General features: G+C 38.7%; 12 protein-coding genes. 2 read left to right on the forward strand and 10 right to left on the reverse strand.

The window, feature by feature from the left end:
- Window positions 1-11 precede the first annotated feature (11 nt).
- The 4 genes from CPT03_RS18275 to CPT03_RS18290 form a co-directional block, all read right to left on the reverse strand.
- Window positions 12-1,649 (reverse strand): sensor histidine kinase, encoded by a 1,638-nt coding sequence (locus tag CPT03_RS18275; protein WP_099440176.1) that lies wholly within the window; start codon window positions 1,647-1,649, stop codon window positions 12-14.
- Window position 1,650: 1 nt separating this feature from the next.
- Entirely contained in the window at window positions 1,651-3,051 is a 1,401-nt protein-coding gene (locus CPT03_RS18280; RefSeq protein WP_099440177.1) for a sigma-54-dependent transcriptional regulator, read from the reverse strand.
- Between the two features lie 170 nt (window positions 3,052-3,221).
- Complete coding sequence (locus CPT03_RS18285) at window positions 3,222-4,004, reverse strand: enoyl-CoA hydratase/isomerase family protein (protein WP_099440178.1); 783 nt, start codon at window positions 4,002-4,004, stop codon at window positions 3,222-3,224.
- A 3-nt stretch (window positions 4,005-4,007) separates the two neighbouring features.
- Complete coding sequence (locus tag CPT03_RS18290; protein WP_099440179.1) at window positions 4,008-4,427, reverse strand: cobalamin B12-binding domain-containing protein; 420 nt, start codon at window positions 4,425-4,427, stop codon at window positions 4,008-4,010.
- A 79-nt stretch (window positions 4,428-4,506) separates the two neighbouring features.
- On the opposite strand from CPT03_RS18290, the gene CPT03_RS18295 reads away from it, so the two are divergent.
- Window positions 4,507-6,168: a glutamine--tRNA ligase/YqeY domain fusion protein gene (locus CPT03_RS18295; protein WP_099440180.1), complete on the forward strand. Its 1,662-nt coding sequence runs from the start codon at window positions 4,507-4,509 to the stop codon at window positions 6,166-6,168.
- 46 nt (window positions 6,169-6,214) lie between these two features.
- Here CPT03_RS18295 and CPT03_RS18300 read toward each other — a convergent pair whose 3' ends face one another.
- The gene (locus CPT03_RS18300; RefSeq protein ID WP_099440181.1) at window positions 6,215-7,048 is read right to left on the reverse strand and encodes an N-acetylmuramoyl-L-alanine amidase; all 834 of its coding nucleotides are present in this window, start codon (window positions 7,046-7,048) and stop codon (window positions 6,215-6,217) included.
- A 125-nt stretch (window positions 7,049-7,173) separates the two neighbouring features.
- Here CPT03_RS18300 and CPT03_RS18305 point away from each other — a divergent pair, with 125 nt between their 5' ends.
- The gene (locus CPT03_RS18305; protein WP_099441176.1) at window positions 7,174-8,853 is read left to right on the forward strand and encodes a dipeptidyl-peptidase 3 family protein; all 1,680 of its coding nucleotides are present in this window, start codon (window positions 7,174-7,176) and stop codon (window positions 8,851-8,853) included.
- A gap of 53 nt (window positions 8,854-8,906) precedes the next feature.
- Here the strand turns inward: CPT03_RS18305 and CPT03_RS18310 are convergent, their stop codons facing one another.
- Genes CPT03_RS18310 through CPT03_RS18330 form a run of 5 tightly spaced genes read right to left on the reverse strand, consistent with a single transcriptional unit; the run spans window position 8,907 to window position 14,648 of the window.
- The gene (locus CPT03_RS18310; protein ID WP_099440182.1) at window positions 8,907-9,275 is read right to left on the reverse strand and encodes a response regulator; all 369 of its coding nucleotides are present in this window, start codon (window positions 9,273-9,275) and stop codon (window positions 8,907-8,909) included.
- A 25-nt stretch (window positions 9,276-9,300) separates the two neighbouring features.
- Window positions 9,301-9,867 carry a chemotaxis protein CheB gene (locus CPT03_RS18315; protein ID WP_245869884.1) on the reverse strand — a complete coding sequence of 189 codons (567 nt, stop codon included), beginning with the start codon at window positions 9,865-9,867 and terminating at the stop codon, window positions 9,301-9,303.
- Window positions 9,864-10,685: a CheR family methyltransferase gene (locus CPT03_RS18320; protein ID WP_099440184.1), complete on the reverse strand. Its 822-nt coding sequence runs from the start codon at window positions 10,683-10,685 to the stop codon at window positions 9,864-9,866. Before CPT03_RS18320 ends, CPT03_RS18315 begins: the two co-directional genes overlap by 4 nt.
- Window positions 10,686-10,690: 5 nt before the next feature.
- Window positions 10,691-11,056, reverse strand: coding sequence for a response regulator (locus tag CPT03_RS18325; protein ID WP_099440185.1), 366 nt, complete (start codon window positions 11,054-11,056; stop codon window positions 10,691-10,693).
- Between the two features lie 4 nt (window positions 11,057-11,060).
- A complete protein-coding gene (locus CPT03_RS18330) occupies window positions 11,061-14,648 on the reverse strand; it encodes a response regulator (RefSeq protein WP_099440186.1) in 3,588 nt (1,195 codons plus the stop codon).
- Window positions 14,649-14,660: the final 12 nt, after the last annotated feature.

Raw genomic sequence — 14,660 nt, forward strand, 5'->3', positions numbered from 1 at the left:
TGAGATTGTTTTCATTTTATTTGTTTCTTTGGAAGAACTACAACAAAAGTAGCTCCCTCATCAGATTTACCTTCTGCAAAAATAAAACCAGAATGGTTATCGGTTATCCTTTTGCATATGGCCAAGCCAATACCAGTTCCTTCATAGTCGGCTCTGGAATGCAGGCGGTGAAAGATATCAAATATTTTCATTGCCTCTTCAGTTTCAAAACCAATTCCGTTATCTTTTATTTCAATAACATAAAATATCTGGTTTTTATTAATCTCCGTTATACTTAATTCATATCCATATTTTGTGGTACAGGATATTGAAATGTATGGAGGCTCATTTTGATTTGTGAACTTTAAAGAATTACCTATCAAATTTTGAAAAAGCTGTATCAGCTGACTTTCAACTCCGTCTATTTCATCATCTTCAAGATCAATGTTTACTGTAGCCTTTTTAAGCTCAATTGTAAAATCAAGATCGCTTAATGTTTTTCTAACAATATCACCAAGTTTAAGTTTAGAAAAGCCTTTATTGCCTCTTGTTAACTTAGAAAACGCAAGCAAGTCATCAATTAACGCCCGCATTCTTTCAGAAGCTCCACGCATTCTGCTGATGTAGTCTTGAGCCTCAGCATTCATTTGCCCGGCATATTTATCTTTTAAACGATCTCCAAAAGCCTGTATTTTCCTTAAGGGCTCCTGCAAATCGTGCGAAGCAACATAGGCAAATTGCTCAAGGTCATGATTGGAGCGATTTAGCTCGGCTATCTTTTCTTCAAGTTGCACCTCAGCCTCTCTTAATTGAGTTACATCCTGCGTATTTCCAATATAGGCATAGTTTTCATTCAGGCCTATTCGTTTATATTCGGCTGTTGTAAGTACGTGCCGGGTCTCTCCGCCAGGTAGCACAATCCTATAGTTTATTTTAAAAGGAAGCTTATCTTTTTTAGCCTTATTAAAGTTCTGCATAAAGGCATAGAGGTCGTCATCGTGGACAAGCCCTTTATAAAACGCAAAATTAACAAACACTGAATGAGGAAGAAAGCCATGTATGTTATACATTTCATCAGACCAAAGTATGAATTCTTTTCCATCAATCCATTCCCAGCTCCCACTATGCGAAACCATCTCGGCCTCTCTTAACAAAGATTCGTTTATACGTAACTTTAGAACAGCTTCTTTTAGCTCTGTAATGTCTTGTATGGTGCCAACAAGCTTATCTTCTCCTTCAATATAAAAGCCCTGCCCAAGCACGTATTTCCTTGCTCCGGAGGGCTGCACAATCTGATATTCAACGGCAAAAGATGTTTTGTTGTCAATTGCTGATTTTAATTCTTTATTTACCTTATCCCGGTATTCAGGTGCTATAACCTGTTCATTGATATGCGTATCGGGTAAAAAGTTGTCATTTTTAAACCCATATACCTTATAAAGCTCATCAGACCATTTAACCTGTCCGCTTTCTACGAAAATTTCCCAACTACCCAGATGGGTAATCCGTTCAGCCAGATTAAGAACCTCAACCCGCTCAAGTAAATATTTATTATATTTTTTTAGACCTGTAGCCTCTCTCCTCAACCGGTTAACAAACTGCACACTCCTGACAAGGAAATATCCCAGTATCAGTAATCCGATAAAGACGACAGTAGCTATCAGTAACACTTTACGTATCCAAATTAATCGCTCTCATTTTGTTATACAATGTTTTCCGGTCGATGTTCAGGATTTTTGCGGCCTTTGTTTTATTAAAATTCACTTCTCTTAAAACTTTTAAAATAGCATCATACTCCGCTTCAAGGGCAGCATTTTTCAAATCCCTTGGTTTTTCAATACGGGAAATTGAGCTTTCAATGGCCGAAGCCTTGGCATAAGTAGAGATTTCAAGAGGAAGTGCTTTTAATTGTATTTCCTGACTTTCGGTAAGCAAAGTAGCCCTTCTTACCACGTTTTTAAGTTCCCTTACATTACCCGGCCAATTGTAGGTCAGGAAGCAGTCTACAACTTCTTCAGAAAATCCCTGTACATTTCTGGAAAGCTCCTGGTTGGCCACATCTAAAAATGTATAGGCAAACACCATAATATCATCACCTCTTTGACTTAACGGCGGTAATCCAATAGAAAACTCATTAAACCTATGGTACAGATCTTCTCTGAATTTCCCTTTCTGAATAGCATTACCAAGGTTTTCATTTGTAGCAACAATTATCCTTACATCCAGATCAATCTCTTTGGTACTTCCTATTCTTTTAATTTTTCTCTCCTGTACAGTTCTTAATAATGCAGCCTGAATATCATATGAAAGATTACCTACTTCATCAAGAAAAAGTGTTCCACCATTGGCCATTTCAAAATGACCTATTTTAGTATAAAGTGCTCCGGTAAAGGATCCTTTTTCATGACCAAAGAATTCGCTTCCTGCCAGTTCTTTAGTAAGAGAACCACAGTCCATTGCCACAAAAGGGCGGTCTTTTCTGGGGCTATTTAAATGAATTGCTTTAGCAACAGATTCCTTTCCTGTACCACTTTCGCCAGTTAAAATTACGCTATAAGAAGTTGGTGCAACTAATTGAATCTGCTTCATTAACTCTTTTGAAGCCGGGCTTTGACCGGTAACAAAATTATCAACCTGCTGGTAAACTTGCTTTGCAGTCTTTTGCTTAGGTGCTTCAGACGAGGTTTCAGATTGATTTACATTTAAGGCAATTTGAGTTTCAATTGCCTTATTAATGGTATTTAAAATTTCGTCGGGATATAGAGGCTTGGTAATATAATCATACGCGCCTAATTTTATCAGTTCAACTGCAAGCTTGATATCAGAATAGCCGGTAATAATAATAACCCCGGTACTGGGATAACTTTCCTTTATCTTGATCAGCATCTCTCTCCCGTCTGTATCTTCTAGCCTATAATCACATAAAACAAGGTCATAAGCTTCTTTAGCGAGGTAATCCATTGCTGTCACACCACTTGTAGCCGTTGATACACTAAATGAATTTCGGGTTAAAAATTTGGACAACAGCACACCGATGTTTACCTCATCGTCGACAATTAATATTTTTCTCATATTACCTAAAAAATTAGAGCGTAATTAATGAAATAAATATAGCTAGTTTTTTTTTACTGGGAAATTTTTTCTACACTTTTATGAAAAAAGTATACAATTATTTCTCACTTGCAACCAATACGCCGCTAAGTTTCTACTATTGACTAATGAGTTTTGGCGAAATGATGACTTTATTTCCCAGAAAATACCGGTTTTCTTTTCTCAAGAAATGCAGTTGTTCCTTCTTTAAAATCCAAAGTACCAAAGCATTTACCAAATTCTTTTATCTCAGCATCAAAGCCATCAACATCGTGTGATAGTGATGCATTTATAGCTTTTATGGCACCGGTAATTGCCAATGGCGCTCTTAATTTTATTTTACTTAATATTTCTTCTGCCTTAGCAATAAGCTCAGCTTGTGGAACTACATAATTCACTAACCCTATTTTTTCAGCTTCGGAAGCAGTGATCATATCTGCTGTTGTGATCATTTCAATTGCCTTTCCTTTGCCTACCAGCTGAGTCAATCGTTGTGTCCCACCATATCCCGGAATTAACCCGAGGGAAACTTCTGGCAAGCCAAGCTTGGCATTATCTGAGGCTATCCGCATATGGCAAGCCATAGCCAGCTCTAATCCTCCGCCCAAAGCAAATCCATTTACAGCAGCAATTACAGGCTTTGTGCAGCGCTCAATTGCATCAAACACCGTGTTCTGCCCCGCTCTTGCAAGCTCTTCGCCTTCAGCAATACTATAATTAGAAAATTCTGAAATATCAGCACCAGCAACAAATGCCTTTTCGCCGGCACCAGTAATTAAAACCCCTCTTATCACCTTGTTATTAGTAGCAAGCCTAATTGCTTCAGCCAGCTCGGCCAATGTATCCTTATTTAGGGCATTTAATTTATGTTCTCGGTTTATGGTAATATAAAGGATATCCTCCTTTATTTCCGATAAAATATTCTGATAATCCATAGTCTAAAAATTTCTGTTTTCAGCCACCCAATTTTTAATGTAATCTACTATAGTAGCCATGGTAGTTCCTGGTGCAAATAACTCGCCTACTCCTATTTCTTTAAGCTTTTTCATATCATTTTCAGGAATAATCCCTCCACCGGTAAGCAAAACATCACTTAATTGCTTCTGCTTCATGACCTCTACTATTTTCGGAAAAACCGTCATGTGAGCTCCTGAGAGTATGGAAATACCAATGGCATCAACATCTTCCTGCAGAGCCGTGTTTACTACCATTTCAGGCGTTTGCCGTAATCCCGTATAAATTACCTCCATACCAGCGTCTCTTAGCGAAGTTGCTATTACTTTTGCGCCCCTGTCATGCCCATCCAACCCTACCTTTGCTACTAAAACACGTATTGGCCTGTTTAACATTTTGCTCATAATTTATACTAATAGTAGGTGGTAAATGTAAGTAAATTAGCGCTTTTATATTAACTTTGGCACTAAATTTACAGTTTTTATGAGTGAAGAAAGATCATTGAACTTCATTGAAGAAATCATTGAGAACGATTTAAATAGCGGAAAATACGAAACCCTTATTACACGTTTTCCGCCAGAGCCTAACGGATACTTGCATATAGGCCATGCTAAAGCTATATGCTTAAACTTTGGACTAACAAAAAAATATGGTGGTTATACAAACTTAAGATTTGATGACACCAATCCGGTTACTGAAAAAACCGAATATGTAGACAGTCAGCAAGCCGATATTAAATGGCTTGGCTTTGAGTGGAAAAACGAATTATATACTTCTGATTATTTCGATTCTCTTTATGAATATGCCGTAACCCTTATTAAAAAGGGTCTTGCTTATGTGGATGACAGCACTGCAGAAGAGATTGCAGAATTAAAAGGCACGCCTACCGAAGCCGGCAAAGACAGCCCATCGAGAAGCCGCAGCATTGAAGAGAATCTTGATCTTTTTAGCCGAATGAAAAGCGGCGAATTTCCGGATGGTACGTACACCCTACGTGCAAAAATAGATATGGCCAGCCCTAACATGATTATGAGGGACCCGGTGCTTTATCGTATTAAACATGCCGAACATCACAGAACAGGAAACAAATGGTGCATATACCCAATGTATGATTTTGCACATGGGCAAAGTGACAGCATTGAATTCATTACGCATTCCATTTGTACACTTGAGTATGTAGCACATCGTGAATTGTACGATTGGCTAATTGAGAAACTTGAGATATTCCCTTCAAAACAATATGAGTTTGCCCGTTTAAACCTTTCTTATACGGTTATGAGTAAGCGTAAATTGCTTCAATTGGTAAACGAAGGCGTGGTAAGTGGATGGGATGATCCGCGTATGCCAACCATAAGCGGACTTAGGAGACGTGGCTATACCCCAGAAAGTATAAGAGAGTTTTGTGAGAGGATTGGAGTTGCCAAAAGAGAAAACCTAATTGAATTAAGCCTTTTAGAGTTCTGTGTACGCGAACATTTAAATAAAACTGCTAACAGGGTTATGGCGGTATTGGACCCTATTAAACTTATAATTACGAATTACCCTGAAGGGCAAAACGAGATTTTAATTGGCGAAAACAACCCTGAAGCGGAAGATAAAGGTGGAACAAGAGAGATTCCTTTCAGCAATGAATTGTGGATTGAACGCGAAGATTTTATGGAAGAACCTGCAAAAAAATGGTTCAGACTTGCACCCGGAGCAATGGTAAGACTTAAACATGCTTACATTGTAAAATGTGAAGACTTTAAAAAAGATGCAGATGGTAATGTGACCGAAATCTATTGCACGTATATTCCAGAATCTAAGAGTGGGGAAGATACTAGTGGCATCAACGTTAAAGGTACCATCCATTGGGTGAGCAGCAAACATGCAAGAAGTGCCGAAATCAGAATGTACGATCGTTTATTTACTTCGGAATGTCCTGATGCTGAAGAGGGCGACTTTAAAGATTATCTTAACTCAAACAGTATAGAAATCATTAAGCAGGCCTATATTGAACCTTACCTTGCTAATGCTGATAAGGATGCACGCTATCAGTTCATCAGAAAAGGCTATTATTGCCTTGATAAAGATTCTACCCCTGAGCACCTGGTATTTAACCGTACTGTTTCTCTAAAGGATGCCTGGGCAAAAGCCAATAAATAGATTATAACACATTCTGTCCTTTGATTTAAAGGACGGAATGTGTTCTTTACATATACTTCTTGTATAAGTTAAACAGAATCAGTTTAACAGCCGGCGTCAATTCCGGTGTAACGTCTGTTTGCACAAAGTGAATCTTAAATGCCACAATTGCCGCAGGTAGATTGCTGACATCATACCCAATAATTTTTAACGCAAGTGTTGCATCAAAATCCTCTGGCGGCATCACAAGCACACTGTCGTACCATAAGCCGTAGCCTTTTTCAGCAAACCTTTTCCATGGGAAATTTGCGGGATCAACCTTCCTTCTTGGTGCCACATCAGAATGGCCTATAAAATTTGCTGTAGGAATTTTATATCTGCTTTTTAATGTTGCAAGCAAAGTCATCAGGCTTTCTAGCTGAGGCTCAGAATAAGGCTCAGCACCAGAATTGTCAATTTCAATTCCAATTGAAGAAGAGTTCAAATCTGTGTCGTTCCCCCACTTCCCTACACCAGCATGATTGGCTCTTAAATAATCATTTACCATTTGTACAACTTTCCCATCTCTGCCAACTACATAATGCGCACTTACCTCTGTTTTAGCAATTGTAAACGTTTTTATTGTCTGGTCAGTAGATTTTTGAGCAGTATGATGGAGAATCACAAAATTCGGCCTCCGTATACCAAAATTAACTGAGCCAACCCATGATTGAAGTGTCGGATCGGAAAGCACCACTCCCTGATTTACAGGCGGCATTGACTTTATTGTTTCTGCAAACTCACCTGCCTTTTTCTTATATACTTTATTTGTAGCGGCATATTTACCTGTTGAACATGAGGCAAGAATAAGCATTGCTAAAATATAGGGGCAGCCCTTTCGTAATTTGATCTGATGTGCCATAATGAAAAGATAGAAGGCGTGAAATTACTATTTTTTACTATTTTAGTCGCAATTAAATCTATGCGATTAAATCTGCTTTGCCCAATTCAGGCGATGTAGGCATAAAAGTACTAATATATTCATATATGAAAAACATAAGCAAAGCAAGCCTTTTTATTGCTGGATGCTCAATAATTGCAGGAATTGCCTCGTGTGGTAACCCGCAGGACAAAAACACAAAAACAACAGAAAAGACAACAGCAAACGACAGCTTACAGAAGTATGTAAATGAGCGCCTGGACATTTATGAAAAAGTAAAGCTAACCACCAATTTAAATGACCTGACTATTAATGAGCGCAAAATACTTCCGCTTTTGATACAGTCTGCTCAAATAATGGATGATCTATTCTGGAAACAGGCATACCCGCAAAGAGATAGTTTACTAAACACCATTAAGGACGAAAAAACAAAGTCTTTTATCTGGATTAACTATGGCCCCTGGGACAGACTTAATGGAGATAAGCCCTTTATACCAGGTATTGGCCCTAAGCCAGATGCCGCCAGTTTTTATCCTGCAGGAATGACTAAAGATGATCTTAAAAAATCTGATGCAAAAGATAAATACGGCCAATATTCTGTTATAAAAAAGGATAGCACCGGAAAACTGATTTCAATTCCTTATCATGTTCTTTTTGCTACTGAACTACAAAAAGTTTCAAATCTTTTAAAGCAGGCTGCACTACTGGCAGAAGATGCGGGACTTAAAAAATACCTTAATCTTCGTGCTGATGCTTTGGTAACAGATAATTATACGGCAAGTGATTACGCGTGGTTAGACATGAAAAACAATAGCCTAGACATTATAATAGGACCTATTGAGAATTATGAAGACAAACTATTCAATGCGCGTGCATCTTACGAGGCATATGTGCTCATTAAAGACAAGGTATGGAGTAAACGGCTTGCCAAGTATGTAAGCATGCTCCCTCAGTTACAGCAAGGCTTGCCTGTTGAAGCTAAATATAAAAAAGAAAAACCTGGTACTGATTCTGAACTAAATGCTTACGACGTAATCTACTATGCCGGTGATTGTAATGCCGGGTCAAAAACAATTGCGGTAAACCTTCCAAATGACGAGATCATACAGCAAAAGAAAGGGACAAGGCGCTCACAGCTAAAAAATGCAATGAAAGCCAAGTTTGATAAAATTCTAATCCCTATAGCCAAGGAACTTATAGACAAAGATCAGCAGCAATACATCAATTTTGAGGCCTTCTTTGCCAACGTAATGTTCCATGAGGTTGCCCACGGCTTAGGTATCAAAAAAACAATTACCGGCAAAGGCTTTGTTAAAGAGGCTCTGCAAGAGCAATACTCATGGCTTGAAGAAGGAAAAGCTGATGTTCTGGGTCTTTACATGGTAACAGGTTTACTTAAAAAGAAAGAACTAGAAGGCGATATTAAGCAGTTTTACACTACTTATATGGCGGGTATACTTCGTTCAGTAAGGTTTGGTGCAGCAAGCGCACATGGCAAAGCAAATATGCAATGCTTTAACTTCTTTAAAGAGAATGGAGCCTTTGTGAGAAATGAAAACGGCACATACAAGGTTGACTTTTCTAAGTTCGAGACAGCAATGAATAAATTAAGCAATTTGATTATAACGCTGCAAGGAAATGGAGACAAGGCTGCTGTAGAAAAGACGCAAAAGGAAAATGCCGTTATTTCAACCGAACTTCAAACCGATCTGGATAAACTAACCAAAAAAGGAATTCCTGTTGACATCATTTTTGAACAGGGTGTTGATGTTTTAGGAGTAAAATAACCATAACTAAATACCAAAACCGGCTGCACCTTAACTCAGATGCAGCCGGTTCTTTATATTGCCAAATGTTTTCTAATAACATCTTCCAGTTCCTGTATGTCAAACGGCTTAGACAAGTAGCCATCTGCCCCAGCTTCGGCCGCTAACGTTTTCACATCGTTGTTTGCAGAGAAATAAATTACAGGGATGCTTTTTAGTGTTTCATGAGCTTTAAGCGCCCTGGTTGCATCTACCCCTCCTACATCAGGCAACCAATTGTCCATAAAAATAATATCCGGAACATAAGCCTGCACCTGCCCTATAATATCATTAGAGGTCGAGGATGTCCTGATATCATAGCCTGCATCTTCAAGAATAATTGTGCATAGCTCTAAAATTTCTGCATTGTCATCAAATACAAATACTCTCTTATTCTTCTCCATTAGCGCCCGGGATTAACTAAAAAGTTTAGGGTAACAAATTTATAAATTCTGCAATAGCTTCTATACTTAAAACCGCATCTATTTTTACGTTGGCCTGAGCCTGTGCCGGCATATAAGCAACCTGTGCAGTTGATGGATCCTGAATTAATGCTACCCCACCCCAAAGTTTAACACTGCTTAACCCGTTAACACCATCCGAATTCGATCCTGATAGCAATAAACAAGCTAATTTATCTTTATATACTTCGGCCGCTGTTTGAAATGTAGCATCAATTGCCGGTCTGGAATAGTTTATTTTCTCAGAATAATCCAGAGAGAAAGTCCTGTCCTGTTCTATCAGTAGATGGTAATCTGATGGTGCGATGTAAATAGTCCCCGCGGTAAGTGGCTCTTTCTCTTCTACTTCTTTAACACTAAGCTCAGTTTTGCTCGATAACAATTCGGGCAATAAAGAATCTGCTCCATGCTTACGATGAATAACAATAACTATCGGAAATCTTATTTTAACATTAATTAATGGCAGCACCTTTAAAAGTACATCCAAGCTCCCTGCAGAGCCTCCAATAATAAATGCTTCACATTTTTTCATCATTGTATTTTCCTCCAGATCTTCTCTGAATTCAACCGTTTATATTTAGCAGAAATACCCGAAAAATTAATCGTTTCCTTGGTTCCCAATGCCAGATATCCCAAATCTTCAAGACTCTCATCAAAAAGGTTCAGCACCTTTTGCTGTAATTCCCGATCAAAATAGATCAGGACATTTCTACATAAAATAAGCTGAAACTCATTAAAGGAGTAATCAGAAACCAGGTTGTGTGTCGAGAATATAATCTTGCTTTTTAATTCATCGTTAAATTTTGCAAGTGAGTAATTAGCCGTATAATAGCTTGAAAAATCCTTTAAACCACCAGATAAAATATAGTTTTCAGAATATTGCTTCATATAATTCATTCCAAACATACCCTGAGCAGCCTTTTCCAGCACAATGGGATTTAAGTCTGTAGCATAGATTAATGATTTATGCAGCAGATTAAGCTCATTTAAAATAATTGAAATTGAATACGCCTCTTCGCCAGTTGAGCAACCCGCCAACCAGATCCTGATAAACGGATAAGTCCCCAGCTTTGGGAGCACTACATCTCTTAAGGTTTTAAAAAAACCGGGATCTCTAAACATCTCGGTTACATTAACTGTAATCTGTTCTACAAACCGTTTAAAATATAAGTTGTCGTTATTTATCTTATACCTGAACTCGGCAAAGCTCACTGCCCTATCTAAACTATACAGCCTAATGATTCTTCTCTTTAAAGATGCTCTTGAATACCCTGTAAAATCATAGCCATATTGCTCCAGGAGATCTGAAAGTAAAATCTCAACATGGTCGTCGTTAATTACAGAGAGTTCCAATCAGGTTAAATATATTTAATAAGCAAACTTGTTAATTCTTCAACATTAATAGGTTTAGAAACATAACCTACCGCCCCCGCATTAATACACCGTTCTCTATCGCCAACCATAGCCTGTGCGGTAACAGCTATCACAGGAATATGCTTAAGATCAGGACTTTCGTCTATTTTAGCAATAGCCTCATATCCGTCCATCCCGGGCATCATCATATCCATCAAAACCACTGCAATTTCTTTATTCTCTTTAAGCAAACCTATGCCTTCTTCCCCACCCGCAGCAGTTAAACAATGATAGCCCCTGGCCTTTAAAACAGCCGACAGAGCAAAAATGTTCCTGTTATCATCATCAATTATCAATACTTTCTTTGCCATATATTTACACTTTGTTGTAAAGCCACACACGTAATAATGAAATCAGCTGATCAATATCAACAGGTTTCGAGATATAGTCCGACGCCCCTGCCGCTATACATTTTTCCCTATCACCCATCATTGCCTTTGCAGTAACAGCCAAAACCGGCAATTGTTTATACGCCGGAATTTTCCTGATTTCTTTTGTGCTCTCATATCCGTCCATCTCTGGCATCATCATATCCATCAGCACAATATCTATCAACGGATTCTCTTTAAGCATCTGCAGCGCCTCTTTTCCATCCGTAGCAGCCAAAACTTTCATCTTATGCTGTTCCAGCGCCTTTGTAAGCGAAAATATATTCCGAACATCATCATCAGCAATCAGCACCGTTTTATTGTTTAGCACTTCGTATAGACCACCAAGTTTTTCAGTGGCCTGATTTTTATGTTTTGCATCCGATTCATTCTCCTCAATGAGGTGTAAAAACAAGCCCGCTTCGTCTAATATCCGCTGATAAGAATGAGCCGTCTTAACCACAATCGAATCGGCATATTGTCTGATCTTGCTTTCCTCTCCCTTCGATAAGTTTTTCCCGGTAAAGATGATGATAGGCAGGTTTTCAAGTCCCTCACTTTTCTTAATCGTTTCAAGGGTTTCGTATGCATTTTTATCAGGTATCCCCATATCAAGTATCACGCAATCCACTTCCTTTTCCTGTAGGGCACCTATTCCCTCTTTAACATTCCCAGCTACCTGTGTGTTGATGTTATAATTGCTTAAAAAATAACTTAAAGCCTGAGCATGCTGTTTGTTTTCTTCAACTATAAGCACCTTTCTAGGCCCTCTGGTTAATGCTTGTTCAAGTTTTTGAAATATCTGAGCCATGTGCTCAAGAGCAATGGGCTTGTTAATAAAATCAACGGCCCCTTTTAACAAACTCTCTTTTTTAACCTCAAGCGACGACATAATATGAACCGGAATGTGTCTGGTTTTAGGATTAGATTTTAACTCTTCCATAACTTGCCACCCATCCTTAACAGGAAGCTGAATATCTAACAGAATAGCAAGCGGCTTGTAATGATTGGCCAGTTCAATCCCAACATCTCCTCTAACAGCCACAATACCTTTGTAATTTCTTTTACGGGTAAAATTTAAAAGGGTTTTCGCAAATGCGGTATCATCTTCTACAATCAGAATCACCTTATCGCCTTCCTTAATGCTGTCCCTGTCGTCCTCAACCTCTTGCGGAATACGATCAACCGTAAACCGTTCTAAAGCAGCTTCTGTTTGTTTTTCCGGAACAGCAAAAGTATCCTTGTCATCTGGCTCATCAACTGTAACTTCGGCCAATCTATCTACAGGCAAAGAGAAAGTAAACTCACTCCCCACATTTTCTTTACTTACAAGTTCAATTTTACCCCCTAAAAGCTTAGCCAGCTCCCGGCTTATTGAAAGCCCAAGTCCGGTACCCCCAAACTTTCTTCTGGTCGATCCATCTGCCTGCTGAAACGCTTCAAAAATAAGCCCAAGCTTATCGTCTGGAATCCCTATACCTGTATCAGTAACTTTAAACAGAGTAAACCTATTTGCATCATCTCTTTTTACGGTTAATGATACCTTGCCCTGGCTTGTAAATTTAATAGCATTTGATAGCAGGTTCTTTAAAATCTGCTCCAGCCGCATTTTATCTGTATTAATAATACTTACGTTCGTAGCAACATCAATAACAAGTTCAAGTCCTTTATTTTTAGCAAGCGGCTCAAACAATGATTTCATGTCCGTTAATACCTCATTTACACTAAAATCACCAAACTCAAGTTTCATTTTACCAGCCTCTATTTTAGAGAGATCCAGTATCTCGTCAATAAGCCCAAGTAACCCTTGTCCCGAGCTCTGAATTACGTCCGCATACTCTACATATTCAGTACTGAGATCCTTGTTCTCCGACATAAGCTTAGACAACAGCAATATCGAATTTAAAGGCGTACGCAATTCGTGCGACATATTGGCAAGGAACTCTGATTTATATTTAGTGCTTTGCTCCAATTGCTCCGCTTTCTGCTGTATATCCAGATTTCGCTCCTGTATAAGCTGATTTTTTTCTTCCAGCAAACTGGTTCTTTCTTCAAGTTCCTGATTGCTTTGCAATAATTCTTCCTGTTGTACCCTCAGCTCCTCTTCCGAAGTTTGTATTTTTTGCGTTTGAGCTTCCAGCTCGGCATTAAGACCTTCCAACTCACTATGCTGAGCCTGCAGTTCTTCTGCCTGCGCCTGGGTTTCTTCTAAAAGCTCCTGTAGTTTTTTACGGTTTTGTGCTACATGAACTGCAACACCAATATTGTGCGAAATACTGCTAAAATACTCCAATTGTAATGGAGTATAAGTGCCTAACGTACCGAATTCCAATACCCCGGTAGTGATACCATTTCTAATTATAGGAAAAGCTACAATATTTCTTGGCCTGGTACTGCCCGATGCAAAGCTAATGGTCATTTCATCTTCGGGAATATCATTGATTAATATTTGCTTTCCTGATTTAAACACCTGACCAGCAACACCTTCTCCAGATTTAAGGCGTACTATACCTTCATTCTTTATCAGAGAATAGCTTCCTGTAAGTAGTAATTCTTCACTGCTCCCCCTCAGGTAAAAAGCAGCAACTGCGCTATCAGTATAAGTAACAATATCTTCAAGAATATCATTGGCCAGCTCTTCCAAGCTTTTTTCCCCAACCATTTTCTCATTCAGAGAGGCAATGCCCGACTGAAGCCATTCTTTATCGCCCAGCAACGAAAATGAATACTGTAGAGATTCGGCCATCGAGTTTAAAGACCCGACCAAACTGCCCAACCCGTCCTTTTGTTCAGCATTCAGACGGATCTGATAATCCCCTTTAGAAATCTGCGAGGCAATGTCCTGAATAACCTCAATTCTGGTATCCATCTCCTGGCTCTTTTCCTCCAGCTCCCGTTGCAACTTCGTTCTGGTATTAAAATCCGAATAAACCCTTCTATAAAAAACTATTGTAATTAAAATTGCAAAAAAAGCAGCTATAAGAATTAAAATTGGTGTATAACCCGCCAGCTTATTCATATTGGCAGTACGCTCATCCAACAATCTTCTTTCCTCAACCTCCATTTTCTTAATCACTGCTCTGGCCTTATCCATATACACCTTACCATCCAGCAGCTGATCAGTACCTATCTTTGCTCCTTTACTTTTTAATTCAATAGTAGCTTCAATAATATTTAGCCGGCCTTCAATAATCCCTTGTAGTTCCTTCGCATTTTGCTGCTGAAAAGAGTTGTCTCTTGTATCAGAACTTATTTTACCTAAAGCTTCAACAGCTAATTGTCTAGCCCCCCTGTATGGTTCTAAAAAAACTCTATCCCCTGTCAGTAAATAACCTCTTTGTCCTGTTTCAGCATCTTTTAAGGTCGATATTACACCTTCCAGATCAGTTATAACCTCATTACTGTGCGAAACAAGTTCTGAATTTCTGAGCAGGTTTTTTATGCTGATAAACGACGCAAGAGATGAAATAAAAAGTATCAGTAACGATAGCCCTAAGCCTAGTCGCAGATTATTCTTTAATGATTTTTCCTTCATAAATTAATGTCT

The sequence above is a fragment of the Pedobacter ginsengisoli genome (assembly GCF_002736205.1).
GTDB lineage: Bacteria > Bacteroidota > Bacteroidia > Sphingobacteriales > Sphingobacteriaceae > Pedobacter > Pedobacter ginsengisoli_A.